Consider the following 26213-nt stretch of genomic DNA (forward strand, 5'->3'; position numbering starts at 1 on the left):
TATTATGAAAAAAAACAGTTCCACTGGGCACGTTTTGTGCACTAGGAACTGCTTATTAATGTATACACAATTTATTTGCTTTTAAGGAGTTCACATTCTATCTACAGGTTCATAATGAAGAGACTAGGTTAAGAAGTAAGCCAGGTGAGGAAACCGATAATAAACCAAATGAAGAGTTAGTCCAACGAATCAATGAAATATAATCAATTGATTATATAAGCGTGTGGTTATATAATGAATCTGAAAATGAAATAAAGAAGGTGTTATTGGACTTGAAGGACGCAAACGATTTGACTCAGGGTCCTATTATGCCTACCTTAATGAAATTAACGCTTCCCATTATTGCAACGAATTTCATCTCTACTACTTATGGTCTAGTCGATATGATTTGGGTTGGAAGATTAGGAAGTGGTCCGGTTGCCGCGATTGGTACGGCGAGTTTTTTCATTAATCTAGCGATTGCTTTATCGACAATGGTTACGATCGGCACAGGGATTAAGGTAGCGCATTGTATGGGATCTGGTCAGATAGAGAAGGCTAAATCTTATATAAAGAACGGATTTATGATGTCTACTTTACTAGGACTTCTCTATATGTGTTTAGTGCTATTAACCAAGAATCAGTTGATTGGTTTTTTTGATCTTGGAAGTGATGACGTTGAACGGATGGCTAGACAATTTCTAATGATTTCGATCTTTGGGACGGTATTTTCTATTGTTAATACATTGTTTGCAACCCTTTTAAACGCTATGGGAAATAGTAAACAACCGTTTCAGATCTTCTCTATTGGTCTTATGGTTAATATTGTCCTCGATCCATTTTTAATTTTTGGCTGGGGCAGTTTTGAAGGATGGGGAGTCGCTGGAGCAGCTATTGCAACATTAACGGCGAACATCTTGGTTACGGCTCTCTTTATCATGAAGACAAGAAAGTCAGAAATCATTTCAAACACATCAACGTGGGACAGTCGTCAAATGAAAGAAGTCATCCGCATGGGGCTTCCCATTACGATCCAACGGGTTACTTTTACGATCATATCGATCATCATTGCCAAGATCATTGTGCGTTTTGGGGCGGATGCCATTGCGGTTCAAAAAGTTGGGATTCAAATTGAATCTATTTCTTATATGACCATTGGAGGACTACAGGGAGCTATTGCTGCTTTTTTTGGTCAAAACTATGGAGCACGCCGATTCGATCGAATTAGGCAAGGTTATCGTCAGGCGCTAATCTTAACCTCCTTCTTTGGTGTGATCGTGTCGCTTATATTTATTGCGTTTCCGCAGCAGCTATTTTCATTATTTTTATCAGACCAGACGAGTATGGCATTAGGCGCAGATTATATGCGGATCATCGGATACTCACAATTGTTCATGTGTATGGAATTGATGACAGTCGGTGCTTTTAACGGCATTGGTCAAACTCACATTCCACCGATCTTTAGTATTACATTTACTGCACTCCGAATTCCGCTAGCCCTGCTATTATCCGAACCTTTTGGCTTGAATGGAGTGTGGATGTCGATTGCGCTAAGCAGTGTGTTCAAGGGTGTTATTCTTGTGTTCTGGTTTAGAAGATCTTTGTTCAGAATGAACAAACAGCAGGTAGATTATTAAGCAAAGGATGAGCGTAGAAATGGCTTTATTAAATCGTAGACTCATACAGCTCTTAAGAGATAACCATTTGAATAAGGAGCTTTTTCACGGTGAATTTGGTTTGGAAAAAGAAAATGTCAGAGTCGATCCAGAAGGGAACCTTGCGCTGACACCACATCCAAAAGCCTTTGGCAACAAATTGGAGAACCCCTATATTCAAACGGATTTCTCAGAGAGTCAGATTGAAATGGTGACACCATCATTTGATTCTATTGAAGAGACTTACAACTTTCTGGAGGCGCTGCAGGATATTGTGTCGCTAGAGCTTAAGGATGAATATCTGTGGCCGAGTAGTAATCCTCCCATGCTGCCGAACGATAAGGACATTCCCATTGCCAAGATGGGTAATCCGGTAGAGGACGAGTATAGACATCAGTTAGCGGATAAGTATGGACGCAAAAGACAATTGCTGAGCGGAATTCATTATAATTTCTCTTTTGACGAACCATTTCTTAAACAGCTTCATGACATTGTAGATCCGCAGATGAGCTATAAAGATTTCAAAGATGCTACTTATTTAAAAATAGCCCGCAACCTATTGCGATACCGCTGGCTTCTAATCTATTTAACAGGTGCTAGTCCTGTTTTTGATAAGACTTATATGGAGCAATGTGTCGCACGAGGCGAGTCGGATGATCAGAATAGCTATTATGTTCAAAATATGAATTCACTTCGGAATAGCGAATGCGGATATCGAAATGAAAAACCTCTTTATGTTTCCTTTGATTCACTTACGGACTATGTACATGATTTACAAACGTTGATCGACTCAGAGGAATTATTAAGTGTAAAAGAGTTCTATAGCCCGGTTAGAGTGAAGACGGCAAGAGGCAAACATCCGTTAGAGGAGCTGCTGCAGGATGGGATTGCTTATATAGAGCTTCGTTTTATTGATCTGAATCCACTCTATAAAATAGGAATTAGCAAAGAAACAATGACTTTCATTCATTTGTTTATCCTGTACATGCTATTGAAAGAGGACGAACCGTTCGGGGTAGAGGATCAGAAGATGGCGAACCTTAATCATGATCAATTGATCATGGAGGGGATCAAAGGCTGCTTGCATGATTACGGAGATTCTTGCGGGACGATGGAGCGGAAGGCTTTAACTTGTATTCAAGAGATGCAGGATATGATTCAGTTGTTGAACCCAGAAGATAAAGAATTCACGAACATTCTGAACGAAGCCAAGGATAAGATTCTGAATCCAGATCAAAGTTTTGCCGCGATTGTGAAGTCAGAAGTTCAACAATCCTCTTTCGTACAATATCATCTGAATAAAGCTAAACAGTATGCTGAGGAAAGTCTTGCGAACGGGTACCGATTTGTGGGATATGAGGATCTGGAGCTATCTACACAGCTTCTACTAAAAGCAGCAGTTAAACGTGGGATTAAATTTCAATTGCTCGATCGAGAAGAGAATTTCGTTCTACTTACAAAAGGCGATCATAAAGAATACGTTAAGCAAGCTACGAAGACATCCTTGGATTCTTACAGCACGGTACTAATTATGGAGAATAAAATTGTTACGAAGGAAGTCCTCAAACAACAGGGCATTCGTGTTCCCGCAGGTGAAGCATTTGGAGATCTGGAAGCAGCAATGAATGCATATGATACTTATCGTGATAAGGCTATTGTGATCAAGCCCAAATCAACGAACTTTGGACTCGGTATTACTATTTTTACAGATGAATTCTCCAAAGAAGATTATCAAAAAGCCTTCGCAATTGCCTTTGAGCATGATCGAACAGTACTGCTTGAGGAATTTATGACGGGGAAAGAATATCGTTTTCTAGTGATGGGCGATGAAGTAGTCGGAGTATTGCACCGGGTTCCGGCGAATGTGGTTGGTGATGGTGTACATACGATAGAAGAGCTAGTCCACGAAAAAAATGAGGATCCGCTAAGAGGTCGTGGCTACAAAACTCCGCTTGAGAAAATTCAGATCGGCGAAGCCGAAGAGATGTTCTTGAAGAACCACGCTCAGGCTTGGAGCGATGTTCCTCCATTCAATGAGGTGATCTTTCTACGGGAGAACTCAAATATTAGTACCGGTGGAGATAGCTTAGACTTTACTGATGAGATTCCGGACAGCTATAAAGATCTAGCCATTCAATCAGCTAAAGCTGCAGGGGCCACTATTTGTGGAGTAGACATGATGATTGATGATATTAAGGAGAAGGCCACGGGTACCAATTATAGCATTATTGAGATCAATTTTAATCCAGCGATTCATATTCACTGTTACCCCTATAAAGGGAAGAATCGCAAAGCGGACGAACGAATTTTGGATCTGTTGTTTGGCGAATAAACAGAAGCTCAACCAGTACTTTTGGTTGAGCTTCTGTTTTTAAAATAGTGCAGTATGAATCTCAACTCACTACTTGTTTATGCTAGGAGTTACCCGCTGCTGCAACGCCACTAAAGTTTCTGGCTTGGACGTTATTAAATTGATCTGTTGCCAGTGCATTTGTGAAGATTTCTGCTGTGTACTGAATCTGACCTGCTGCGACAGCCAGCGCTGGTGGGACATCTACTGCTGAGAAACCAAAAGCTTCATTTTCTCTGCTGATTGCTACACCAAATGTTGTGGTGAAAATAATCGTTCCGTTTCTGCGAACATTAATGGTATTGGTGTTGAAAAGAGGATTATTCTCTACTTTCAAAAAACCCGACAAAAGTACGCGGACATTGCCTTGATTGTCAGGCGTGACCCCTACAGTCTGAATACCGATATCCCCAAAAACAAGAGGAGTTGCTGCTAATGGGATAACCACGGGTGTGTTATCTGAAGCAGCTTGGTTGGAAAGTCGTAAATCTACAAACTGGATTGTCATATTATACTCACCTCCTAGAAATAGAATATGAGAGAAGAAGGTTCAACTCTTGGATTCATATAAAATTCATCAGTTACCTACTTGAATGGTTGTATGTCCATCCCTTGTGACACTCTTGTAACAGAGATTCGCTACGATAGCTTACGAGGTGAGAGAATGAAAAAATCTAAAGCTTTTATAATGTTAATCTTATTGTTGGTTGTAGGGTGTAGTTCAGTAACACCTCAAGCCAATCAAGAACTGAAGAAAGAAGAGAAGAAGGAAGAGAAGACAGAAAGGAATGAGAAGCTAGCCTTCTGGGAGGTCCAGAGAAAAGGAACCAATTTTATGAATTCAAAATCGTTACCGGATAACTATGAAGCTGCCAAAGAGCAGAATATTGAATTCATTCGGTTGGCACCAGATAAATGGGCAAAAGACAGTGACTATTTATTTAATGACAAACCAGATACGAACCCGGATAAAGATTTCCTAATAGGGAATGCAGATAAGTATAAAGGGATTGTTGAAGAGGATTTTACCGAGTTAAAAGCGGACTTAGATGCAGCCGAGGCTCGGGGCTCAAAAGTAGTACTGACCGTCCTAAGTCTCCCCGGAGATCGCTGGAGGCAGTTTAATAATTACGAGAATGATGATCGGATATGGAAGGATTTCAGTTATCATGAACAAGCGGCAGTATTTTGGAGAGATCTAGCAAGTCGGTTGAAAGATCATCCAGCGGTAATCGGTTATAACTTGATTAATGAACCACATCCTGAGACTGCAACGGGATTTCATGACTTCTGGACACAGGACTACAGCGAATGGTATAGCTCAGTGGAGAACACTCCTGCAGATTTGAATCTTTTATATGAAACGATAGTGACCGCTATTCGTACCGTAGATTCCAAGACACCAATCATCGTAAATTCTGGCCTGTATGCTACACCTTGGGCCTTTAAATATTTGAAACCCCTCGAAGATGAGAATGTCTTGTATGCTTTTCATATGTATGAGCCGTACGAGCTAACCAGTCAGAATAAGAAAAAAGGGTTCACCTATGAATATCCTGGGACGATAAAGGTCGGGGACAATAAAACAGAAAAAGCCTTTAACAAGGAAGCCTTAAAGGAATTTCTGGAACCTGTTGCGCAGTGGGCAAAGGAACATAACATCCCCGCAAATCGGATTGTTGCAGAAGAGTTTGGTACGAATCGACTAGTAAAAGGTGCAGATCAATACATGGCTGATTTAATTTCGATTTTTGATGATTTCGGCTGGCACTGGGCGTTTTATGCTTTCCGCGAGGATACTTGGGACGGTATGGATTATGAGCTTGGCACTGAGCCTCCAACCTGGGCGTATTGGCAAGCGATAGAGAAAGGCGAACAGCCTCCTCGGACAGCTGTGGATAACCCAATATGGGAAGTTTTGAAGAAAGGACTGGAAAGAAAGGAGTAAATGATGCTACTTGAACATTCTAATTGCCGATGATGAGAAACATATGACCACCATATTGAAGACTTATTTTGAAAAAGAGGGCTATAACGTTTGGGTAGCTGCGGATGGGGAGGAGGCGCTGGAGCTCTTTTTTTCGAATAAGATCGATCTTGTGGTCTTGGATTGGATGATGCCTAAACGAAGCGGGATTGAGGTGTGCAATGAAATCAAGCAGGTTAGTTTAGCTAAAGTGGTGATGCTGACCGCCCGATCTTCCCATGACGATGAATTTAGCGCTTTAGATATCGGTGCAGATGAATATATTAGAAAACCATTCGATCCACGGATTTTAATGCTGAGAATTAAAAAAATGCTGGGTACCGAAAAAGTAGCTGCTATACGGGACTTAGAAATTGATTTTGAACGGAAGAAAGTGTACAAGAATGGGGAGGAGCTGTCCCTTTATAAAAAAGAGTTCGAGTTGCTCACCTTCCTATATGAGAATAAAGGCCGGATTTTGTCCAGAGATTCTTTGTTATCTTCCGTTTGGGGAATGGACTACCTCGGCGAAGAACGAACCGTGGATACACATATTAAGCGATTGCGCGATAAGATTGGAGCTGATCACGTGATCACACACAGGGGAATGGGGTACAGCTTCCATGATAAAAATCAATAAAATAAGCACGAAGTTATTGATTATGGTAAGCATCATTCTGCTGATTGTGTTTGGGACATCCTATTTATTGCACAATTTTTTCTCGTCCGATTATTACCTTTACAAAATGAAAACCAAGATTAACGCTATTTATGACGAAGTAAAGGATCTCAGTCTGGATCAGCTTATGGACAAGGAAACAGCGATCGAGAACAATAACAATATAACGATTGTTAGGGTTGAAAATAGAGGAAGTACAACAGAAATTAACGACAACATACAATTTGCTCTCTTTAAAGATAAGGTATCACTCAATAAGTTCTGGATTACGGAAGAAGTCTTACAAAAGGTAAACGAAGGAAATACGGTGAATCTGTTATTTAATCAGGGGAAATTAAAGTCCAGCCTGTTAACGAAAATATATGAGCAGGATGGCAGTTTAATCCTCATCGGCACTGTGGTTGTGCACAATACAGATGCTTTAAACATCGTAAATCAACTCAGCTTCTACTCCGTTCTTTTGGGGATTATTATCAGCTTGCTGTTAGTGGCTTATTATTCGAAAAAGATCATTACCCCATTAGAGCAGTTACAGGATGTGGCGAAGGATATTTCCAATCTTGATTTTAAACAAGTGACGATTAAATCGGGGGATGAAATTGAAGAGTTATCTAAAAGCATTAATCAGATGAGTCAACGCCTAAAAAGCGCCCATGCAGAACTGGAGAAGAAAAATCAAAGCTTAAACACACTGATCTCAAGCATTTCACATGAAGTGAAGACACCGTTATCTTTAATCCAAGCCTATACGATTGGTATCCAAGACGGTCTGGATGATGGTACCTATACGGATATCATTTTGGAGCAGGTGAAATACACTTCAGATATGGTGGATTACTTGATTAAGCTGTCCAAGATTCAAAAGACCGAAGTGCATAAAGAGAAATTCGATCTTAAAGAGCTTTTGCTCAAAGTGATCTCACAATATAACATTACGCTTAAAAATAAAAACCTGACCTTACAGACCGACTTCCATTCGGTTGAACGATCCATCGTTGAAGAGGATATCAGCCAGATTGAGATTGTATTCAACAACTTAATTAGTAATGCCATTAAATATGGGGAAGAGAATGTCTTTGGAATCTCATTAGTAAATGATACTCACGACACTCTGAAGTTCACTATTACTAATAAAACCACGCGCCTGAAAGAGAAGCACTTAGCGTATATCTGGGACCCGTTCTATGTCATCGACGAGTCTCGGAATAAAGAAATCTCCGGAACTGGACTTGGCCTGTCTATCGTCGCGGAGATTCTAGCTAAAAATGATCTGAAATACGAAGCCATATTAGAGGATTCGAATATTAGTTTTAGTGTTTGGTTTGATGTAGAGGTTACAGAAAATAATTGCTAGTGGGAGGAAAATGTCCCTTAAGAAATCTTCAGTTATTGTTGCAACTCTTTCACTCTTAATCAACCTCATAATGAATATGTATCAGGCACTATCAATGATTAAATGTTTAGATTAGGGAAAACCTCCCTAATTATGTGAGATTTATCGTGCTCCAAGCGATAATTAGGGAAAATCTCCCCAATTATCAGGGTGTTTCATTCATAAAGAGGGTATTCTCGTATTTATTAGGGAGGATTTCCTTAAAAGTCACAAATTGAGCCGATAATTTACTAATTTTAGGGAGGATTTCCCTAATCCGCAAAGTGGTGTGATGTGGAGTTTAATGCAACGCTAGTGGAATTGAATTGCAGCTCATAATAAATGAAGCACTCCTTCAAGGAGGATTCATTCGCTTTAAAGCTATCGGCAGAGACACGATTCTACACATAATCGTGAATGGTTTTTAGATTTAACCCATAAATATGGTGAAAAGTAACGGAGGGAATTTTGGAACTGTAGGAGCGGAGCGTTCGCCTGAAAGCTTTCCGAAGGAAAGCTCGCATCGGAAGCATATGCTGTCTCCGGATGTTATCCGCTGATAGCGGTAAAATCAAAAACATCTGGAGACAACAGCGACCGAAAGTCCAAACATTCCCGCAGTTACGCTTGATACCTTTTCAACGAGAACTTTTAATTAAGCTTTAAAAGCGCCGCATTATCAACAAAAGTAGCCGTATTAAAAAGCATCAATACATCCTTAATATCATTCTGAGCCATGTACTCACTGATACTCCCGTTATAATAACGAATGTCGATCACGTGGATTTCCGGTACATGCTGAGTCAAAAAAGGGATGACACTATGCGCATAGGAGTCCTTGATGACGAGCAGCTTCTCCTGTTTGACTTCTTTAGGATCAAGCTGGCTTGTGATTTTCATAAGAGCATGAACGCCGCCTAGAAAATAAGAGTATTTATCTTTTTTCGTTAGATAGCTTGGATCGTACATACTTGTTAAGGTCTCACCGGTATCTACAATATGCATCTTGGTGGATACATCATTAATTGGCTTATACTCTTGAATGGAATCTGGCACCACTCCGATAAATTGACTCCGCGTATGGTAGCTTCCAAGGAACGAATCGCTTACCGTCTCAATCTCGAATTCGCTCTGGGACAGAGGCTGCCATCCCATACTTTCAGCATACGCTAAGTAAGCCAAGTAGGCGCCGTAGGTTGTCCAGTGATGATCGGTTCGATAATAAATGTCCTCTGCAGCATGCGGAGTAAGCACATCAAATCCATTTATAAAAGTTAGGCTATCACTTACTTCATCAGCAATCTTTTGATTCACCTCAGCTTGTGAGTATACAGGTGCTAACCAGGGCAAACGTTCGTTGTACAAGCCTACCGATGTAGGCGCAAGCAGAAAGGTCGTTTTGGCTTCAGGATTTTTAGCAGCAAAACGTTTCACAGCCGCTGCATATTGCTGAACCTTAATGTAATCAGGGGCATCGAATTTTTCGAATAAGTAACCGTCTTTCCCCTTATAAATCCCGTTATTTTCTTGCTGCAGCCTCATTTGCTCCACCGCCGATTTCACCCATACCCATTTGGCTCGAAAAGGGAAATGATCGGTTACAAAGTTTTCCGCTTCTTCCGCATAGGTGTGGGATAATAAATTATCCCATGTCAGACGGGGAGCGCTTTGCAAATAGCGATTCTCTAGCTCGGAGAAACGTTGAACAGGCAGTAAGAAAAAAGTTATACCCACCAGAAACAACGTCGCGACAAATCCCACCACTAGTATTCGATCCGTCCTCTGCTTCATAAACAATCACCCCCTAAGTCGTTAGAATCGGAAATATAAGAATGGGTTAAAGGTAGCATCCACTAAGTAAGCGACAGATAAGAAGAATAAGACGCCATACCAGACCAGAGCAGGAATCGATCTAGCATCCATACGCTTGGAGAGTTTCAAAGGTGTGGAGGCTAAAGTTAATACCACGAGTAGAATCGCGTTTGTGTAAGTGAAGTATAAAGTAGTGGTATTCCACAATGGCTGGCCATTAAAGCCGAGCATCGCTTGCAAGTAACTAAGTACCAATGGAAGTTCTTCAAAGGCGAACAAGACCCATCCAATGAGAATAAGCACAACGGCATAGAGATGCCTAGTCCAGCGCGGTAGACGGCTCAGCAGTTGTAGTCCCCACCATTTTTCAAAGATAAGAATGACCCCGAAGTATAATCCCCAGAACAGAAAGTTCCAGCTCGCCCCGTGCCAGATTCCTGTGAGCAGCCACACAATAAGGATATTGCGAACTTGAATACCTAACCCCCGGCGGTTGCCTCCAAGCGGGATATATACGTAGTCACGAAACCAACTGCTTAAGGAAATATGCCATCTCCGCCAGAAGTCAGTTATACTCTGTGAAATATAAGGCTTGTTGAAGTTTTCGTTAAATCGGAAGCCGAACATAAGGCCGAGGCCAATCGCCATATCCGAATACCCACTGAAATCAAAATAGATCTGAAAGGCAAACGCAATAATGCCAAGCCAAGCGGTTAAAGCAGGCATGGACTCCAGATTGGAGCTGGATATGGTGTGCCAGAGCAGGCCGATGTTGTTGGCGAGCAGCACTTTTTTGGCTAGTCCGATAATAAATCTTCTTACACCCTCCGCGAACATGGGGATATCCACCGAACGCTCACGTAGTTGCTCTGCTATAGTGTTATATTGAACGATAGGACCGGCTACTAATTGCGGAAACAGAGCTACAAACGTCCCGAAATCAATCCAATTCCGCTGTGCTTTGGTAGTTCCTCTGTAGACATCAATGATGTAGGACATGGATTGAAAAGTATAGAACGATATCCCAATAGGTAATGGTAAATCAGTTAAAGGGATATGAGTGCCGAGGAGTTCGTTTACATTCTGGATGAGAAAATCGGCGTATTTAAAATACGACAATAAGCCCAGGTTAATAATGACGGAGCTAACCACAATCCACTTGCGCTGCACCGTAGTTAGCTTCGGTCTACTAAGAAGTAGACCAAAGCCGTAATCCGTAACGGTAGACAGCAACATAATTACAATGTAGACGGGTTCGCCCCATGCATAAAACACCAGACTGCTCAAAAATAAAATGAGATTTTTAATCCGCCAAGGCGAAACGTAGTAGAGTGCAAGGACAGCCGGCAGAAACAGGAATAGGAAGAGTAGGCTGCTGAATACCATCGCTAATTATTTTTTAGTAAACAAGGTATCGAATTCAGTCACCAGCTGATCCGCACTCTCGGAAATCACGAATAAGATGTAATTGCCTTTTTTGACCAGTTTATAATTTTGGGCGTTCTCATATTGATCCGGAAGGTATTGTTCGAACTGCTTTTGAATATCTGCCGCACGCTCTTTGACTGCGGTTTCGACAGTAGAGATATCTTTGGCATCTTTAACTTTTAAAATAGCAATTTCATTACTTTTCACATTCATCATTGGCATTCTAATGCTATAATCTTCAAGTAATGATGGAGCTAGATGGTACAGCTGACTCACCATATCTTCTTCAACTTCCATTAATGAAGGCTGTTCCACTTTTGCAAGCATTTCGTCGACCATCTCTTTCGCCGTCAGATTGGTTTCTACTGCGGCTTCATTGTTACTGCTGGCACAGGCGCTAAGCACCACACTTAATACAATAGTTAACGCTAGAATGAAGGTATGCTTTTTCAATTAGGTCACTCTCCTTGGTGTGTTTGATCTACAATTCTCTAGTTAACTAACGTATAGAGTCTATAGAATGTTGCGCGACACTTTCTTTCGAATACTTTACCCCAATTTTGTGGAAATATGTTTGAATGAAAAGGTCATGCAAAGATCTTCCTCTCTTAGCTTGCGCAATGGTTGGTTATACTGTTACTGTAAGATAGATAGTTTTGAATAGAAGGGGATTGAACGGAATGATCGAAGAACTAAACAATAATGGATTACCGGAGAATTACGAGGAATTAAAGAAAGCTGCGAACCGCTCTGCGGATTGGAGAGCCCGTCTAGAAGCAGTTGAAGAACTGGGACAGACTAACCACAAACAAATTATCGATATCCTGACGCGTTTAATGGAGAGCGATCCTGTATATACAGTTCAAGAAGCGGCTTACCTTAAACTGAAGGCATTCGGCGAAGATGTTAAAGCACCATCCAAGAATAAACCGGAGCTAGTGAAAGGCGTTTCCAAAATACTCCTGAGAATTAAGAAGAGCCTGCCTAGAGATCATTCGTACGAGGATTTCAAAGAGAAGCTGAAGAAGATGAGAATCGACGTCTATGACACTTATGAAGGCGAAAAAGGCGATGACTTCGACGCGTGGCTGATGAAGATGTGGACTTCCGCGAACAAGTAAAGGATGACAACATGCAAACTAACAAATTAACAGAACAATTTCAAGAATACCTTAAACTGTCTGCTGACCTACGTCCTGACTATATTGCCAGCTTAGGTAAGGGTGATAATGAAGCGAAGATTACGGCGATTTTTCCGGAAGCCCCTGAACTGTTGAAAGCTATTTATAGCACAGTTTCAGGTACAAGCAGTGAGGAAGAAGAACCAAGTCTGATCGAATTTATTCCAGGGTATCGTCTAATTCATATTAATGAATATGAAGCAGAGATGAAGATATTAGCTGGAATATTGGAGGAAAAAGGCCATCAAGCGGATGGCGTTATCTTGCCGATCTTAACGAATTACGGTAGCGACTTCATTTGTTACCATAAATCCGCGGATGGTGTGGAACGTGTATGTGACCTGCTGCATGATTTTGGGGATCTGATTGTAATGTATGAATCACCTGAAAAGTTTCTGGAGACTTTATGTGAGTTCTACAAGCAAGAGGTTTATTTCCTGGATGAAGAGGGTTACCTCGATTGTGATTTAGTAAAAGAGGGCGAAGTAGGCGCAGCCTTGAACCCGGATGCAAAATACTGGTCTGAATAATTAACAAGAGCAGCAGTCCAATTATGGACTAGCTGCTCTTGTTGTTTTTAAGCCTCAGTAAGATGAAGCCTCCTGTTTCATATCGATCTTAATCTTGCGCAGCACGTTTCTCCTGCTCCCGCAGCTCTATTCTCCGTATTTTACCGGAGGCAGTTTTCGGAAGATCCTGAATGAATTCGATTTTACGAGGATACTTATAAGGAGCGGTCCACTCTTTAACATGGGATTGCAGCTCCTTCACAAGCTCAGGAGAAGCGGTAGTCTCATCCCTCAGTACAATAAAAGCCTTAACGATGTGTCCGCGGATTTCATCCGGACTAGCAACGACCGCGCATTCTTTAACTGAGGCATGCTTCATCAGGGCTTCCTCTACCTCAAAAGGACCAATGGTGTAACCCGAGCTAATGATAATGTCATCTCCACGGCCCTCGAACCAGAAATAACCGTCTTCATCCTTCCGCGCCCGGTCGCCGGTTACGAAGAACTCACCGTGAGTGCAGCTTTCTTTTCTGCCGGGGTCTTTGTAATAGGTATGGAATAACGCTGGCATGCTTAAGTGCACTGCGATATCTCCAACGACTCCAGCAGGTAACGGAATCCCGTCTTCGTCTACCACTTCAACTAGACCGGGAGCAATAGACTTACCCATTGACCCTATTCGAATTGGCGTATCTTTAAGTGTTCCGATGATAAGCGTACTTTCGGTCTGTCCGTAGCCATCACGAATCGTGATATTGAATTCACGTTGAAAAGTGTTGATGACCTCTTGATTCAAAGGCTCTCCAGCGGAAACTGCGCAGCGAAGGTGGGACAAGTCATAATGACTGAGGTCTTCCAATTTAGCCATTAAGCGATATTCGGTTGGTGTACAACATAACACCTCAATGTTGTGATCCTGCAGCAGCTGCAAATATTTTTTAGGATGAAAAGATCCACTATATACAAAGCCGGTCGCCCCGTTACCAAGGACGGATAAAAAGGGACTCCAAATCCACTTCTGCCAGCCCGGTGCCGCTGTTGCCCAGACGGTGTCTGTTTCTTTAATATCAAGCCATTGAGGTGAAGTGATCCGCAAGTGAGCATAACCCCAACCATGACTATGAACGACGGCTTTAGGGTTGCCGGTTGTTCCAGAGGTATATGCCAAGATCGCCATATCGTCACGGTGGCTTTCGACTGTATTGAACGCATCCGGTTGATCAATCATTAGTTCTTCTAGATCTAACCATCCGTTACCGAGCTCGTCAGAGCTGCCAGATACGGAAAGACGGTAATCCAGAGCAGGCAGATCCTCCGAAATTTTATTTACTTCCTCAGTAACCTCTGACCAGGCAATAACGGCTCTGGCTTCGGCATGCCGCAGACGATAGGATAAATCCTTGGCGCGAAGCATTTCTGATGAAGGGATAATCGCAAGTCCTAGCTTCAGACATGCTAAATAGATGACATAAGCGATGATTCGACGTGGAACCATAACAAGAACACGATCCCCTTGCTCGAGACCAAGTGCTGCGAGTCCACCGGCAAGTCGGTTAGCTTGTTTGCGAAGTTCTCCGTAAGTGATTTCCTCGTAGTCACCTAGTTCATTCAACCACTTAAGTGCAATCTTTTCCGGTGCATGACGTTCCATTTCCGAAGTGAGATTGTAGTACTCAGGTGCGATCCACTGCTGATTATCCAATATGAACCTCTCCTATATCAAACAAGATGTGTATAGCTGTTACACTTAGTATAGCACGTTATCCTAGTACCAGGTACTAGTACCTTGATGCTTAAATTTGATATCATAGGGTTCAGAAGGTTAAGATAACTTGTGTAAATATAAATCCAGAAAGTGAGAACTATGTTATGAATCACACAACTTTTGATGAAATATTCGCTATTATGGAAGCCTCTTTTCCCACTTCCGAGATCAGAACCTATGAGGGACAACAGGCGTTATTGGATGTTCCACATTACCGATTGATTACCGAAGTGAATGCTGAGGGGAAAATCATTGCTTTTATAGCTTGCTGGGAGTTTCCAGGATTTCGATTTGTAGAACATATCGCAGTGGACCCAAGTATAAGAGGTGGAGGCATTGGTAAAAAGCTGATGGAGGAGTATATCCGTAAGTCAGGCAAACCTGTGCTTTTGGAAGTTGAACCGCCATTGGGTGAAATGGAACAACGGAGAATCGGTTTCTATGAGCGGCTGGGCTTTCATCTGAATCCTTATGAGTATGTGCAGCCCCCTCTGCGTGAGGAAAATGCTGATTTACCGCTTCAAATCATGACCTATCCTAACCCTGTCGATGAAGAAGAGTTCAATTTATATCGAGAAATTTTATATACAGAAGTGTATAAGGTTACAACACCGTATCAAAGTTAATCTCTTCAGCAACCCGTACGATCCTTTTTAGGACAAGCGGGTTGCTGTTTTTATTTTTGGTTAAATGAATGATATTTTGATTTTTTTAATTACAAAATGGGTACAAGTAAGAAACAACTTAGAGACATAATCTTATTTTTTTTGAGCTAAAGTAAGAACAAAGATTGAACTTTCAAGGAGGGCTTACTTATGAAAAACAAAAAAATAATCATAGCAACAATGGTGTTTGGGATGGTAGTTACAGGATCAGCCGGTGTATATGCGGGAACTAAACTTCAAAAAATCACTGCATACCTCAATCACAGCATTGGTTTTAAGGTGAACGGTACGGCGTATACGCCGGTTGATAATAAAGGGAACGCGTTGGCGCCAATTACTTATAACAATACAACCTATCTTCCTGTACGTGCGATTGCTGATGTGATGAAGGTGCCTGTGACCTTTGATGCGGTGAACAATCAGGTTATTCTGGGCACAGGAGGCTCGGTGACTGACACTATTTCTCTGACTCCTGTACAATACAACAGCACTCAGAAAGAAGAGATTGTTAAAGCCTTCGCCAACTTCCAAGGTTTCGAAACAGCCTATGCACCTACTCAAATGGTGAGTGGAGACGCATTCCAAAAAGTGGTGGGCTCTGATGATGGTGTGAACTTTCTGTTTAAACAGATGAAGGTGAACATTTCTCCTCGTGATTATGCTTACGATTACAAAGGTGAGACCGTAAAGCTCTCTAATGGAACCGAAGCTAAATGGTACAGCCCATCCAGCGATTCGTTGTTCTTGACCTATAAACTGGATGATCGTTTTGTTACGATTAGTTCCCCAAATAAAACACTGAGTAAGACGCAATTAGAAAAAGTAGCAGTAAATGTAGTGAAATGGAGTAAATAAGGTTTTCTTTAACACTTCTCTTTGTGCTTTAAAAAGTAAAGCAGCAAGTCTCCCATAGTTGGAGAGGCTTGCTGCTTTTTTTTGTGTTTGAGAGCTGATCATTTAAAGCTTTTACTTACTGTGCTGTTTATTTGGCAGCTTTTGACTTGGTGTACTTTTACCATGATGTTCTTTATTCTTTTCAGCTTTCTTTTGGGTGTCGTGTACTTTTTCTACAAAAGCATGAGTATCGTCCATGTTTATCCTCCTTGATTGGCAACCTTGCCGTTACTGTAACCACTTTTGTAAGAATACATACATGATGTACTTTACAAACTTCTATGTTTATAAAGACATTGCGAAAATATTTGATAGTTACTATAAATGGATGCAAGCATTTCATAGAACAGTAAGGGAGACTGATTATGAACAGGTTATTTAAACAAGCTGTATCCATGACCTTAGCTTTCGTTATGGTACTGGGAATTACATTCACAGGAATGCCAGCTTATGCTGAAGACAGCAATGGGGATGCTGGATTACTGCAATTACAATCGCTAGAGCCTGTTACATTATTGGCAGGGAATTCTACGTGGAAGTATCTAGATCATGGAACAGATCAAGGGACGGTATGGCGGTCCGTGTACGACGATTCAACATGGGCGTCTGGTCAAGCACCGCTTGGTTATAAAGATAATGGAACCGGAGTCAGCAGCAAGCAATTTGGTGCTCTGAACACAAATATAAGCTACGGTTCTAATAAGAGTATGAAATATCGTACTTCTTACTTCCGTACAAACGTAATGGTGAATAAGGAAGAGATTACGAAATCCGATAAAATCTTGGGCAACTTCGCATTTGATGACGGAGCTGTACTATATCTGAACGGTAAAGAAATCTACCGTGAGGCTATGCCAGCGGGTGAAATCACTTTTCAAACCAAAAGCTCAACTAACTTAAGTGATCCAAACGAATATACCAAGGTAGACCTTACTGAAGTCGTAAAGGCTAACTTGAAGGATGGAAGTAATGAGCTTTCAGCTGAGGTTCATCAGTCGAGTGATGGTAGCTCTGACTTGTACTGGGATATGAACCTGATTGCTTATCCGGTAGTAGAGACTGTAGAACCTGGAGTTGGGAAGCCTGAGTCAATCGCGCTTACCTTTAACGGAAACCCTCAGACTAGTATGGGGTTCAATTGGTATGCACCTGAGAAAGTAACAGGCACCAAGCTTGAAGTAGTAGAAGCTTCTAAAGTAGTGAATGGTCAGTTTCCAGTAGATGCTCAAACTTACGAGGGGACATCTGTTACAACAAGCGTGTATATGACAAAAGCGGATAAGTCAGCCAAGAAACCAGTGGTACTGACTAGCCATAAGGTCATTGCCGACAAATTGCAGCCGGGAACGGAGTATGCTTACCGTGCTGGGGATGGACAAGCTGACAATTGGAGTGACATCGGAACGTTTACAACGGAAAGCTCGAGTAATCAAGCCTTTAAGTTCTTATATACAACGGACTCTCAAGGAACAACTGAAGGTGATTTTGATATTTGGAATCATACCCTTCAAGAGGGATTGGCTAAATTCCCGACAAGCGAATTCATTCTGAATTCCGGTGATTTGGTAGATAACGGTGATATTGAGGAGCAATGGGGATGGTTCTTCAATAAACCAAAGGATATTCTAGCAAATATTCCATTGGTTCCACTGGTAGGTAATCACGAAAGTAAGAGTTATAGCAATTACACAACTCATTTTAATTTACCTAATGTCTCAAATACGGGCGCAAAACCAGATGGCTCTGTCTATTCTTTTGACTACGGTTCAGCACACTTTATGGTTATTAATACAGAATATTATGGTGCTAGCTCGAATCTTGAGAATAATGAAATTTACAATAAACAAGTAGAGTGGCTGCGCAGTGAAGCCGCGAAAAGCGATCAGAAGTGGAAGGTTGTGCTCTTGCATAAATCACCTTATTCTGTTGCCAGTCACACAAATGATACAGATGTACTCTATTACAGAGCTAATTTGACAAAGGTATTTGATGAGCTTGGTATTGACATGGTTATCGGTGGACATGACCACACCTATACTAGAAGCTATCAAATGTACAACAATCAGCCGTTGACGGATATTAAGCCGGACAAAAACGGAGTGGTAACTGATCCTAAGGGTACGCTATACCTGATTACAAATGCTGCGGGCAATAAAAAATATAATGTTGGCGCAGGTCCGTTTCCTTTTGCAGCTAAATACGAACAGCCTGGTAAGGAAATGTTCACAGGAATGACTGTAACTAACGATGAATTCTCGTACGAAGCCTACACCACAACAACTGGTGGAACTACAGACTTGTATGATAAGTACAGCATTCATAAGTCTGACGTAGCTGTTAAACCTGTGCAGAATGCAAAAGCTACTGTAGCAGATGGCGGTAAAATCACGTTAACTTGGGATGCGCCTGCATCCGGTGCACCAGTATCGGGATATCGCATTTATGAGCAAAATGATCTGGTATCTGCAAATTGGACGGTCAGTGTTCCTAATGCAGAAGGTCAAACTTCTTATAGTTACACTGTAGAAAATACTAATCCAAACCAAACCTATCAATTTGTTATCAAAGCTGTAAGTGACAGAACAAATTCAGAAGCTAAAGTTGCTTCTACCGATGCTATCAAAAAAGTTACCGTTACCTTTAACGGTGACCCAGTTAGTGCTAAAGGATTCACTTGGTACACAGCGTTGAAATCTGCAGGAAGCGACCTGCAGGTTGTAGAGAATACGGGCGTTACTCCAGACTTTACAAAAGCTGCTGAGTTTACAGGACGTTCAGCTGTTTCCAGAAATTCAAAGAATGAATTAGTTCATAAAGCTGAAGCTTCTGACCTTAAGGCTGATACGAAATACTACTTCCGTGTAGGTGATAAAGCACTAGGATTGTGGAGTGCAGTGGGAACTTTCGAAACTGCTGCTAAGACAGGTGCATTTACTTTCATTGATCTGGCAGACACACAGGCTAAGACGGAAGATGAAGCGATTCTTTCCGGTGAAACGATGGCAAAAGCACTTACGACATTCCCGAATGCAGAGTTTGTGGCGATTAACGGAGATATCGTAGATACTGGAACCAATGAATCACAGTGGAATTGGTTGCTTGGCCATTCGCAGGAAACCTTGCTCAATACGACTGTTGTTCCAGTTGCGGGGAACCATGAGGATAAAGCGAATGCCTTCTATGAGCACTACAATATTAAGGAAGCAGCAGGCTCACCGACAGAAACAGGAGCATACTATTCCTATGATTACAGCAATGCGCACTTTGTAGTCTTGAACACGAATGAGAATTCGGACGAATATGCTAACTTCAGCAAAGCACAGTTGGATTGGATGAAGGCCGATGTAAAAGCAGCGAAGGCTGCTGGAGCGAAGTGGATTATCGTCGCTATGCATAAAGGACCATACACAACCTCTAACCACGCTACTGACAAGGATATTATGGGTGCAAATGGAGAAAGAGCGAAAGTCGCTCCAATGATGGCTGAACTGGGCATTGACTTGGTTCTTCAAGGCCACGATCATATTTATGCACGGACGAAGCCAATCAAGGCTGACGGAACTGCAGCAGACACAGTGAAGATCAAGGAAAGCTTCAATGGTCAAACTGTGGAGTACACAGTAAACCCAGATGGAACGATCTATCTGATTCCAGCTACAGCAGGAGCAAAGGTTTACTACAAGAACATGAAACCTGAGTTGGGAGATGCGTACTATAACCTCTTTGAAGTAGCCAATGAGAATACAGCTGCTAAATACGGAGCGGACCCAAGTGATGCTACGCGTCCAATGCGCGGTCAAGTTCAGACCTTTGTTGGTATCACTGTAGATGCAGGGAAGCTGACAGCTGTATCTTATGAGATTGATCAGAATGTTAATGAGGCTAAACCATATGTTCTTGAAGAGTTCGGCATTGTTAAAGGTGATGAGAATGGTGGAGTTACACCAACACCAACACCAACACCAACACCAACACCAACACCGACGCCAACAACAGAGCCGACAACAGCACCAACAACAGCACCAACAACAACACCAACAACAGCGCCAACAACAGCACCAACAACAGCACCAACAACAAAACCGACAGCAACACCAACGCCAACAGTAGCGCCAACAACAACACCAGCACCAACAACGGCGCCTTCCCCAACTGCAACGCCAGTTAGTAAGCCATCTTTAACGGATACTAGCAATCACTGGGCAGCTGCTGTTATCGAGAAAGCAGTAGCAGCTGGTTTTGTTAGTGGTTATCCGGATGATACTTTCCGTCCGAATCAGAAAGTAAATCGGGTTGAATTTATCACAATGCTGGCGCGTGCTTTGCAATTGCCGGACAATGGTGATACATCAAGCTTTAAGGATTCTGCGAAGATTCCAGCATGGGCAAAGTCTTTTGTAGCACAGGCTGTATCTTTGCAAATTATCAGTGGCTATGATGATGGGACATTCCGTCCTACACAGGAGCTGACGCGTACAGAATTAGCAGTTATGGTTGTTCGTGCTCTTGGCATTACAGTAGATCCTAAAGCGACATTAACCTTCAATGATGCTAAGGATGTACCAGCATGGGCTGTGCCGTATATTGCAGCAGCAGCGAAATCAGGCCTTGTGAATGGTGTAGGGCAGAATAAATTTGCACCTAACCAGAAGGCAACAAGAGCAGAGGCAGTTACTATAATCCTTTCCTTGTTAGAAAAAGGGCAGAAATAAACTAGTATCAGTGTGAAATGATCTCAAGCTTACTAAGTATCAAACAAAGGGGCTCAGCTTATCTGCTGGGCCTCCTTTTTGTTTATTGCGGTTTTTAGAAGAACTCTTAAACTGTTCAAACCCTTACTAAAGTAAGCGGAGGCGGAAGAAGATGAACTAACGGAATGCGAAGTAATATTAATTTATAAAAAAGTGTTGCAATCAATCTCTATACATGATATATTCTAATTCCGGCCAAGAAATACACATGCCGAGCTCGAAAAAGAATTTAAAAAAAAGAGCTTGACATTAAATAGCCGAACATGATATAGTATAAGAGTTGCTGCTGAGACATTAAACGGCGCCAACGAGAACTTGATCTTTGAAAACTGAACAACGAGTGAGTAGGAAATCACGAAAGTGAATTCCAAATTAGAGAATTAATTTTCTCGTCAGATGTTTCAAAATGAGCATATCGCTCTTTTCAATACTAATTGGAGAGTTTGATCCTGGCTCAGGACGAACGCTGGCGGCGTGCCTAATACATGCAAGTCGAGCGGAGTTATTTTGAAAGCTTGCTTTCAAAATAACTTAGCGGCGGACGGGTGAGTAACACGTAGGCAACCTGCCCCTTAGACTGGGATAACTACCGGAAACGGTAGCTAATACCGGATAATTTCTTTTTTCTCCTGAAGAAAGAATGAAAGACGGAGCAATCTGTCACTGAGGGATGGGCCTGCGGCGCATTAGCTAGTTGGTGGGGTAACGGCCCACCAAGGCGACGATGCGTAGCCGACCTGAGAGGGTGAACGGCCACACTGGGACTGAGACACGGCCCAGACTCCTACGGGAGGCAGCAGTAGGGAATCTTCCGCAATGGACGAAAGTCTGACGGAGCAACGCCGCGTGAGTGATGAAGGTTTTCGGATCGTAAAGCTCTGTTGCCAGGGAAGAACGTCCGGTAGAGTAACTGCTACCGGAGTGACGGTACCTGAGAAGAAAGCCCCGGCTAACTACGTGCCAGCAGCCGCGGTAATACGTAGGGGGCAAGCGTTGTCCGGAATTATTGGGCGTAAAGCGCGCGCAGGCGGTCATTTAAGTCTGGTGTTTAAACCTTGGGCTCAACCTGAGGTCGCACTGGAAACTGGGTGACTTGAGTACAGAAGAGGAAAGTGGAATTCCACGTGTAGCGGTGAAATGCGTAGATATGTGGAGGAACACCAGTGGCGAAGGCGACTTTCTGGGCTGTAACTGACGCTGAGGCGCGAAAGCGTGGGGAGCAAACAGGATTAGATACCCTGGTAGTCCACGCCGTAAACGATGAGTGCTAGGTGTTAGGGGTTTCGATACCCTTGGTGCCGAAGTTAACACAGTAAGCACTCCGCCTGGGGAGTACGGTCGCAAGACTGAAACTCAAAGGAATTGACGGGGACCCGCACAAGCAGTGGAGTATGTGGTTTAATTCGAAGCAACGCGAAGAACCTTACCAGGTCTTGACATCCCTCTGAATCTGCTAGAGATAGCAGCGGCCTTCGGGACAGAGGAGACAGGTGGTGCATGGTTGTCGTCAGCTCGTGTCGTGAGATGTTGGGTTAAGTCCCGCAACGAGCGCAACCCTTAACTTTAGTTGCCAGCAAGTAATGTTGGGCACTCTAGAGTGACTGCCGGTGACAAACCGGAGGAAGGTGGGGATGACGTCAAATCATCATGCCCCTTATGACCTGGGCTACACACGTACTACAATGGCCGGTACAACGGGAAGCGAAGCCGCGAGGTGGAGCCAATCCCATCAAAGCCGGTCTCAGTTCGGATTGCAGGCTGCAACTCGCCTGCATGAAGTCGGAATTGCTAGTAATCGCGGATCAGCATGCCGCGGTGAATACGTTCCCGGGTCTTGTACACACCGCCCGTCACACCACGAGAGTTTACAACACCCGAAGTCGGTGGGGTAACCCGCAAGGGAGCCAGCCGCCGAAGGTGGGGTAGATGATTGGGGTGAAGTCGTAACAAGGTAGCCGTATCGGAAGGTGCGGCTGGATCACCTCCTTTCTATGGAGAATCGTCTTCTGCAATGAAGACATTCAAATCGGAAGTTAAACTTCCAAATCTCAGGTTTAGGCCTGTTACTCACTCGTTGCTCAGTTTTGAGAGTTTAAGCTCTCAAGTAAGACTTGATCCTTGAAAACTGGATACCGAAACGAATTTGCGTTTTAGAACATCTTTTAGCAACTTGTGCAAACAAGTAAATGTTATTAGTGAGATGATTCCAAGAGAGATATCGTATGATATTTTCCTGCGGAAAAATCAAGGTTAAGCTAATAAGAGCACACGGAGGATGCCTAGGCGCCAGGAGCCGACGAAGGACGTGGCGAACAACGAAACTGCCTCGGGGAGCTGTAAGCAAGCTTTGATCCGGGGGTGTCCGAATGGGGAAACCCAGCTGTGGTAATTCGCAGTTACTCATACCTGAATACATAGGGTATGTAGAGGCAGACCAGGGGAACTGAAACATCTAAGTACCCTGAGGAAGAGAAAACAATAGTGATTCCGTCAGTAGCGGCGAGCGAACGCGGAACAGCCTAAACCTAAGAGCTTGCTCTTAGGGGTTGTGGGACGTCTCACATGGAGTTACAAAGGAATATGGTAGGTGAAGAGGTCTGGAAAGGCCCGCGATAGAGGTAAAAGCCCTGTAACCTAAACTGTGTTCTCTCCGAGACGGATCCCGAGTAGTGCGGGGCACGTGAAACCCCGTATGAATCCAGCAGGACCATCTGCTAAGGCTAAATACTACCTGGCGACCGATAGTGAAACAGTACCGTGAGGGAAAGGTGAAAAGCACCCCGGAAGGGGAGTGAAATAGAACCTGAAACCGTGTGCTTACAAAAAGTCAGAGCCCTATTAATGGGTGATGGCGTGCCTTTTGTAGAATGAACCGGCGAGTTACGTTTAACATGCAAGGTTAAGTCGAGAAGACGGAGCCGCAGCGAAAGCGAGTCTGAATAGGGCGATTTAGTATGTGGACGTAGACCCGAAACCGTGTGATCTACCCCTGTCCAGGGTGAAGGTGCGGTAACACGCACTGGAGGCCCGAACCCACGCACGTTGAAAAGTGCGGGGATGAGGTGGGGGTAGCGGAGAAATTCCAATCGAACTCGGAGATAGCTGGTTCTCCCCGAAATAGCTTTAGGGCTAGCCTCGGTATAAGAGTAGTGGAGGTAGAGCACTGATTGGGTGCGGGGTCCGCAAGGATTACCAAGCTCAGTCAAACTCCGAATGCCATATACTTATTGCCGGGAGTCAGACAGTGAGTGCTAAGATCCATTGTCAAAAGGGAAACAGCCCAGACCATCAGCTAAGGTCCCCAAGTGTGTGTTAAGTGGGAAAGGATGTGGAGTTGCACAGACAACCAGGATGTTGGCTTAGAAGCAGCCACCATTGAAAGAGTGCGTAATAGCTCACTGGTCGAGTGACTCTGCGCCGAAAATGTAACGGGGCTAAACACACCACCGAAGCTATGGCTAGATACGTATGTATCTGGGGTAGGGGAGCGTTGTATGTGGGTTGAAGGTGTACCGTAAGGAGCGCTGGACAGCATACAAGTGAGAATGCCGGTATGAGTAACGAAAAGATCAGTGAGAATCTGATCCGCCGAAAGCCCAAGGTTTCCTGAGGAAGGCTCGTCCGCTCAGGGTAAGTCGGGACCTAAGGCGAGGCCGAAAGGCGTAGTCGAAGGACAACAGTTTGAAATTACTGTACCACCGTAATCCGCTACGAGCGATGGGGTGACGCAGGAGGGTAGTGACGCGGACTGATGGATATGTCCGTCTAAGCAGTGAGGCTGATGTGTAGGCAAATCCGCACATCATTAAGGCTGGGCTGTGATGGGGAGCGAAAATTGTAGTAGCGAAGGTCATGATCTCACACTGCCAAGAAAAGCCTCTAGCCAGGAGAAGGTGCCCGTACCGCAAACCGACACAGGTAGGCGAGAAGAGAATTCTAAGGCGCGCGGAAGAACTCTCGTTAAGGAACTCGGCAAAATGACCCCGTAACTTCGGGAGAAGGGGTGCCCCGGTAGTGTGAATAGCACGAGGGGGCCGCAGTGAAAAGGCCCAAGCGACTGTTTAGCAAAAACACAGGTCTGTGCGAAGCCGCAAGGCGAAGTATACGGGCTGACGCCTGCCCGGTGCTGGAAGGTTAAGGGGAGTGGTTAGGGGTAACCCGAAGCTATGAACCGAAGCCCCAGTAAACGGCGGCCGTAACTATAACGGTCCTAAGGTAGCGAAATTCCTTGTCAGGTAAATTCTGACCCGCACGAATGGCGTAACGACTTGGGCGCTGTCTCAACGAGAGATCCGGTGAAATTTTAATACCTGTGAAGATGCAGGTTACCCGCGACAAGACGGAAAGACCCCATGGAGCTTTACTGCAGCTTGATATTGAATTTGGGTACGATCTGTACAGGATAGGTGGGAGCCGTAGAAATCGGAGCGCAAGCTTCGGTGGAGGCGCCGTTGGGATACCACCCTGATCGTATCTAGGTTCTAACCTAGTGCCCTAATCGGGTACGGGGACCGTGTCAGGCGGGCAGTTTGACTGGGGCGGTCGCCTCCTAAAGAGTAACGGAGGCGTTCCAAGGTTCCCTCAGAATGGTTGGAAATCATTCGAAGAGTGCAAAGGCATAAGGGAGCTTGACTGCGAGACCTACAAGTCGAGCAGGGACGAAAGTCGGACTTAGTGATCCGGTGGTACCGCATGGAAGGGCCATCGCTCAACGGATAAAAGCTACCCTGGGGATAACAGGCTTATCTCCCCCAAGAGTCCACATCGACGGGGAGGTTTGGCACCTCGATGTCGGCTCATCGCATCCTGGGGCTGAAGTAGGTCCCAAGGGTTGGGCTGTTCGCCCATTAAAGCGGTACGCGAGCTGGGTTCAGAACGTCGTGAGACAGTTCGGTCCCTATCTGTCGTGGGCGCAGGAAATTTGAGAGGAGCTGTCCTTAGTACGAGAGGACCGGGATGGACGTACCGCTGGTGCACCAGTTGTTTCGCCAGAAGCATGGCTGGGTAGCTACGTACGGACGGGATAAGCGCTGAAAGCATCTAAGCGTGAAGCCCCCCTCAAGATGAGATTTCCCAATTAGTAAGACCCCTTGAAGACGACGAGGTAGATAGGTTGGAGGTGGAAGTGCAGTAATGCATGGAGCTGACCAATACTAATCGGTCGAGGGCTTATCCTATACTTAAAATGCAAATTCAATTCGGATTCA

Annotated in this window: 16 protein-coding genes and 2 rRNA genes; 12 read left to right on the top strand and 6 right to left on the bottom strand. The window is 43.7% G+C overall.

Annotated features, from left to right (window positions below; translation table 11 throughout):
• Nucleotides 1-272: 272 nt before the first annotated feature.
• Nucleotides 273-1616, top strand: a complete 1344-nt coding sequence (locus ACN6MV_RS04230; RefSeq protein ID WP_419885784.1) for an MATE family efflux transporter — start codon at nt 273-275, stop codon at nt 1614-1616.
• Nucleotides 1617-1635: 19 nt separating this feature from the next.
• Entirely contained in the window at nt 1636-3966 is a 2331-nt protein-coding gene (gshAB, locus tag ACN6MV_RS04235) for a bifunctional glutamate--cysteine ligase GshA/glutathione synthetase GshB (protein WP_419885785.1), read from the top strand.
• Between the two features lie 82 nt (nt 3967-4048).
• Here the strand turns inward: gshAB and ACN6MV_RS04240 are convergent, their stop codons facing one another.
• Nucleotides 4049-4492, bottom strand: coding sequence for a hypothetical protein (locus tag ACN6MV_RS04240; protein ID WP_042124224.1), 444 nt, complete (start codon nt 4490-4492; stop codon nt 4049-4051).
• 156 nt (nt 4493-4648) lie between these two features.
• Here ACN6MV_RS04240 and ACN6MV_RS04245 point away from each other — a divergent pair, with 156 nt between their 5' ends.
• Genes ACN6MV_RS04245 through ACN6MV_RS04255 form a run of 3 tightly spaced genes read left to right on the top strand, consistent with a single transcriptional unit; the run spans nt 4649 to nt 7983 of the window.
• Entirely contained in the window at nt 4649-5932 is a 1284-nt protein-coding gene (locus ACN6MV_RS04245; RefSeq protein WP_419885786.1) for a glycoside hydrolase family 5 protein, read from the top strand.
• 10 nt (nt 5933-5942) lie between these two features.
• On the top strand, nt 5943-6590 hold the full coding sequence (locus tag ACN6MV_RS04250) for a response regulator transcription factor (RefSeq protein ID WP_042124226.1): 648 nt from the start codon (nt 5943-5945) through the stop codon (nt 6588-6590).
• Nucleotides 6574-7983 carry a HAMP domain-containing sensor histidine kinase gene (locus ACN6MV_RS04255; RefSeq protein ID WP_339289267.1) on the top strand — a complete coding sequence of 470 codons (1410 nt, stop codon included), beginning with the start codon at nt 6574-6576 and terminating at the stop codon, nt 7981-7983. Before ACN6MV_RS04250 ends, ACN6MV_RS04255 begins: the two co-directional genes overlap by 17 nt.
• 669 nt (nt 7984-8652) lie before the next feature.
• Here ACN6MV_RS04255 and ACN6MV_RS04260 read toward each other — a convergent pair.
• The 3 genes from ACN6MV_RS04260 to ACN6MV_RS04270 are packed head-to-tail and all read right to left on the bottom strand — an operon-like array spanning nt 8653 to nt 11694.
• Nucleotides 8653-9792, bottom strand: coding sequence for a DHHW family protein (locus ACN6MV_RS04260; RefSeq protein WP_419885787.1), 1140 nt, complete (start codon nt 9790-9792; stop codon nt 8653-8655).
• A gap of 21 nt (nt 9793-9813) precedes the next feature.
• On the bottom strand, nt 9814-11199 hold the full coding sequence (locus ACN6MV_RS04265; RefSeq protein WP_375104830.1) for an MBOAT family O-acyltransferase: 1386 nt from the start codon (nt 11197-11199) through the stop codon (nt 9814-9816).
• A 6-nt stretch (nt 11200-11205) separates the two neighbouring features.
• Nucleotides 11206-11694: a DUF4358 domain-containing protein gene (locus ACN6MV_RS04270; RefSeq protein ID WP_042124234.1), complete on the bottom strand. Its 489-nt coding sequence runs from the start codon at nt 11692-11694 to the stop codon at nt 11206-11208.
• Nucleotides 11695-11921: 227 nt separating this feature from the next.
• Between ACN6MV_RS04270 and ACN6MV_RS04275 the strand changes: the two genes are divergently transcribed.
• The gene (locus tag ACN6MV_RS04275; RefSeq protein WP_076120081.1) at nt 11922-12362 is read left to right on the top strand and encodes a HEAT repeat domain-containing protein; all 441 of its coding nucleotides are present in this window, start codon (nt 11922-11924) and stop codon (nt 12360-12362) included.
• Nucleotides 12363-12373: 11 nt separating this feature from the next.
• Nucleotides 12374-12952: an SMI1/KNR4 family protein gene (locus ACN6MV_RS04280; RefSeq protein ID WP_042124238.1), complete on the top strand. Its 579-nt coding sequence runs from the start codon at nt 12374-12376 to the stop codon at nt 12950-12952.
• Nucleotides 12953-13040: 88 nt separating this feature from the next.
• On the opposite strand, the gene mbcS is transcribed toward ACN6MV_RS04280, so the two are convergent.
• Nucleotides 13041-14636, bottom strand: a complete 1596-nt coding sequence (mbcS, locus tag ACN6MV_RS04285) for an acyl-CoA synthetase MbcS (RefSeq protein WP_339291237.1) — start codon at nt 14634-14636, stop codon at nt 13041-13043.
• A gap of 164 nt (nt 14637-14800) precedes the next feature.
• Between mbcS and ACN6MV_RS04290 the strand changes: the two genes are divergently transcribed.
• Nucleotides 14801-15322: a GNAT family N-acetyltransferase gene (locus ACN6MV_RS04290; RefSeq protein WP_076120079.1), complete on the top strand. Its 522-nt coding sequence runs from the start codon at nt 14801-14803 to the stop codon at nt 15320-15322.
• Nucleotides 15323-15511: 189 nt separating this feature from the next.
• On the top strand, nt 15512-16216 hold the full coding sequence (locus ACN6MV_RS04295; protein ID WP_419885788.1) for a hypothetical protein: 705 nt from the start codon (nt 15512-15514) through the stop codon (nt 16214-16216).
• A gap of 111 nt (nt 16217-16327) precedes the next feature.
• Here the strand turns inward: ACN6MV_RS04295 and ACN6MV_RS04300 are convergent, their stop codons facing one another.
• The gene (locus ACN6MV_RS04300; RefSeq protein WP_052414454.1) at nt 16328-16453 is read right to left on the bottom strand and encodes a DUF4023 domain-containing protein; all 126 of its coding nucleotides are present in this window, start codon (nt 16451-16453) and stop codon (nt 16328-16330) included.
• 167 nt (nt 16454-16620) lie between these two features.
• Between ACN6MV_RS04300 and ACN6MV_RS04305 the strand changes: the two genes are divergently transcribed.
• The 3 genes from ACN6MV_RS04305 (at nt 16621) to ACN6MV_RS04315 (ending at nt 26183) form a co-directional block, all read left to right on the top strand.
• Complete coding sequence (locus ACN6MV_RS04305; protein WP_419885789.1) at nt 16621-20967, top strand: S-layer homology domain-containing protein; 4347 nt, start codon at nt 16621-16623, stop codon at nt 20965-20967.
• A 470-nt stretch (nt 20968-21437) separates the two neighbouring features.
• Nucleotides 21438-22995, top strand: a 16S ribosomal RNA gene (locus tag ACN6MV_RS04310).
• 259 nt (nt 22996-23254) lie between these two features.
• Nucleotides 23255-26183, top strand: a 23S ribosomal RNA gene (locus tag ACN6MV_RS04315).
• The 16S and 23S rRNA genes sit together here, the layout of an rRNA operon.
• The last annotated feature ends 30 nt before the right edge of the window (nt 26184-26213 follow it).

This window comes from Paenibacillus sp. B-A-8, assembly GCF_048572915.1.
Lineage (GTDB): Bacteria > Bacillota > Bacilli > Paenibacillales > Paenibacillaceae > Paenibacillus_AQ.

What these genes read in the sequence shown, in the direction of transcription:
- gshAB (WP_419885785.1), top strand. Translation starts at nt 1,636, where the DNA reads ATGGCTTTATTAAATCGTAGACTCATACAGCTCTTAAGAGATAACCAT.
- ACN6MV_RS04240 (WP_042124224.1), bottom strand. Translation starts at nt 4,492, where the DNA reads ATGACAATCCAGTTTGTAGATTTACGACTTTCCAACCAAGCTGCTTCA.
- ACN6MV_RS04245 (WP_419885786.1), top strand. Translation starts at nt 4,649, where the DNA reads ATGAAAAAATCTAAAGCTTTTATAATGTTAATCTTATTGTTGGTTGTA.
- ACN6MV_RS04255 (WP_339289267.1), top strand. Translation starts at nt 6,574, where the DNA reads ATGATAAAAATCAATAAAATAAGCACGAAGTTATTGATTATGGTAAGC.
- ACN6MV_RS04260 (WP_419885787.1), bottom strand. Translation starts at nt 9,792, where the DNA reads ATGAAGCAGAGGACGGATCGAATACTAGTGGTGGGATTTGTCGCGACG.
- ACN6MV_RS04265 (WP_375104830.1), bottom strand. Translation starts at nt 11,199, where the DNA reads ATGGTATTCAGCAGCCTACTCTTCCTATTCCTGTTTCTGCCGGCTGTC.
- ACN6MV_RS04275 (WP_076120081.1), top strand. Translation starts at nt 11,922, where the DNA reads ATGATCGAAGAACTAAACAATAATGGATTACCGGAGAATTACGAGGAA.
- ACN6MV_RS04280 (WP_042124238.1), top strand. Translation starts at nt 12,374, where the DNA reads ATGCAAACTAACAAATTAACAGAACAATTTCAAGAATACCTTAAACTG.
- ACN6MV_RS04290 (WP_076120079.1), top strand. Translation starts at nt 14,801, where the DNA reads ATGAATCACACAACTTTTGATGAAATATTCGCTATTATGGAAGCCTCT.
- ACN6MV_RS04295 (WP_419885788.1), top strand. Translation starts at nt 15,512, where the DNA reads ATGAAAAACAAAAAAATAATCATAGCAACAATGGTGTTTGGGATGGTA.
- ACN6MV_RS04300 (WP_052414454.1), bottom strand. Translation starts at nt 16,453, where the DNA reads ATGGACGATACTCATGCTTTTGTAGAAAAAGTACACGACACCCAAAAG.
- ACN6MV_RS04305 (WP_419885789.1), top strand. Translation starts at nt 16,621, where the DNA reads ATGAACAGGTTATTTAAACAAGCTGTATCCATGACCTTAGCTTTCGTT.